Annotated in this window: 2 protein-coding genes and 1 pseudogene; all 3 read left to right on the plus strand. The window is 54.4% G+C overall.

All coding sequences use genetic code 11. The annotated features are described in order from the left end of the window. Positions 1 to 204, plus strand: a pseudogene (locus ACFFAR_RS30700) (hypothetical protein); the annotation flags it as partial. Positions 205 to 530: 326 nt separating this feature from the next. Beyond that, a complete protein-coding gene (locus tag ACFFAR_RS30705; RefSeq protein ID WP_375509169.1) occupies positions 531 to 1,178 on the plus strand; it encodes a YoaK family protein in 648 nt (215 codons plus the stop codon). Positions 1,179 to 1,794: 616 nt separating this feature from the next. After that, a complete protein-coding gene (locus tag ACFFAR_RS30710) occupies positions 1,795 to 2,415 on the plus strand; it encodes a TetR/AcrR family transcriptional regulator (RefSeq protein WP_375509168.1) in 621 nt (206 codons plus the stop codon). The last annotated feature ends 91 nt before the right edge of the window (positions 2,416 to 2,506 follow it).

Raw genomic sequence — 2,506 nt, forward strand, 5'->3', positions numbered from 1 at the left:
ACAGCAGGCTGCTGCATTGCTTTCGACATTTGGCCGACACCGGCCGCACTCGGCCTCATCTTATTTACCTTGATGTCCTCAGTTCTAATGCTCGATTTTTGGAATAAAAAGGGTGAATCGCGGGCGGCAGCTATTGAAAACTGGCAGTCAAATATTGCTCTCATCGGTGGACTGCTGGTCGTTGTATCCGTCGCGATAAAATAGACACGTCCGCGAGGGAAGCCGCCTATTTGAAGTACAGAGTCCCACCTTTGGAAGCGGTGAAGGCATCATAAGTATGCAATGCGAGGAGCGAGGGCCTCCCCTATGGGGGCGACTTGACATGTAGGTACTTTCGCATACGCCCCAGCAGAGTTCCGATGCGACTTCTATCGCTCCGCCGTCGCTCGCTTATGACCAATCTCTCACATCGGGAGCTAAATAAAGAACCGAATTCACCGCTTCCAAAGGTTCAGCGTCATTGACGTCCGAGTTAGAGGAGCCACTTAGTGAACACTTCCACTTGTCGCATATCCGAGTTACCTCTGTTTGTGTGTTTGAGACGCGTTGCGGCTTTGTCCGCAGTAGCCGGCTATGTCGAACTAACCGGGTTTGTCGATTTCGCAGGAACGTACCCAGGCATCATGACCGGTAACACCGTTCAATTTGGTCTAAGCATGGCTACGGCGGAATGGGCGCGACTCGGGATTTTCGGCTATGCGATCGCAATGTTTTTTATTGGAGGAGCCCTTTCAAGTGCAGTCAAGCACTGGCTTCGTACACCGACAGAAGTGCTAGTGATGGTCGCCCTTCTGACGGCGGCGAGTACCTTCCGGCTAATAGCTTCAGCGCGATGGTCCGTCGAGTTACCATTGCTTGCGTTCGTCATGGCATTGCAGGGTCAGGCTGTCGCAAAATTTGGGGGATTGTCTCTGCAAACCATTGTCGTTACCAACAATGTGCTGAAATTTTCCGACGCTCTCGTCGGTCGATACCTGTTGGGCCGAAAACGGTCGCGTGATAGCGTCCCGTCGTTGAGAGAAGTGCTGGCCCCCGGCTGCGCGTGGCTAAGCTATGCGCTTGGCGCTGTTGCCGCTGCTATCGCAATTCCGAGATTTCAATTTCCGTTGCTCATACCCACTATCTTTGTATTAGTCGTGTTAATCGATCTAATGACGCAGAGAATTGATTACTCTTAATTTGCCGACACGTTATTAGGAAGCGAAGAGGTTCGCACTTTCTCGTGCTCGCGTGAGTGCTACTCCGCGAGCTTTAACGGGAGTGCGGCTTGCTCGTCCAAACCAGGGTGAGAATCGACAGCACCGAACGGCACCACGCTGGCGAGCCAATGACTGGCAATAGTGACGAGCTATTTCGAGTCGCTCCGCCGTATTTGAGGCGGGCGGGCTCTGGCAGGCCAAGGCGGCCCGGTATTCCGTTTTTGATGCGGGCGGTTGGTCATCAGGGGGGGGGCGATGGTTCGAGCTCCTGGGCCGATCGAGGCGCCCAGTTTTGCGTCAAAAACCAGCGACTGTCCTATCCGACCTCACCGAACGACGGCGGCCGCCTCTGTGCAAAAGCGTTTAACCCTTCTGTGAAGTCTGCGCTATCACAAGCTTTTCGGCGCAGTTCTGCGCCTTAACTGCGATTTCGCGTGCAAGCTCAAACGTCGTTATCTTAGGGCGCTCGGTGCGTACTAGCATATTGACCACGCCGAAACGCTCCGCCCTTTTCCGCGTCGAGCGGCGGCGTCGAGCAAAAAGCTCATTTAATATTCTGGTTGACTAGGAAGCGATCATTTCCTATTATAGAGACATGCACATATCCTCAGAATCAACCAAGCACCGCCGTAGCCCGGGTCGACCACGTGAATTTGACATCGATGCGGCGGTTGACGCAGCATTGCAGTTGTTCCGTGAACGCGGCTTTCACGCGGCGTCCATCGCCGAGCTCAGTTCCGCGATGGGCCTCACGGCTGGCAGTATTTATAAGGCTTTCAGCGATAAGCGTGCGATTTTTGTAGCCGCCTTCGACCGATATACCACTATGCGCAATGCCCGCCTGCAGCAGTTGCTGGAGGTTGAGGTTACTGTGTTTAACAAGGTCAGGGCGACACTCGACTTCTACGCTGAGTCGTCCCACGGGATCGAAGGCCGGCGTGGCTGTCTTGTTGTAGGCGGCGCGGCAGCGCTTGCTACATTTGACTCTGAGATGGCTGGACGCGTGACAACTGCCTTGCGACACGTCGAGACATCGTTGCGCAATCTCGTTCGGCTTGGCCAGTCCGACGGATCCATCCCCTCCCGAATCGATGCCGACGCTTGCGCCCGTGTCTTGGCGTGCCTACTGCAAGGTTTTCGAGTAATCGGCAAGACTGGACGCACGCGTGCCGAGATGAGCGCCGCTGTGGAACAAGCAATGCGGCTGCTCGCTTAAAAAATTTTATTTAATTAGGAAATGTTCACTTCCATAAGGGGATCCATTTGAAAACGACCCTCGCACCTCACATACCGGTACAGGAGCACGC

The sequence above is a fragment of the uncultured Caballeronia sp. genome (assembly GCF_964243625.1).
GTDB lineage: Bacteria > Pseudomonadota > Gammaproteobacteria > Burkholderiales > Burkholderiaceae > Caballeronia.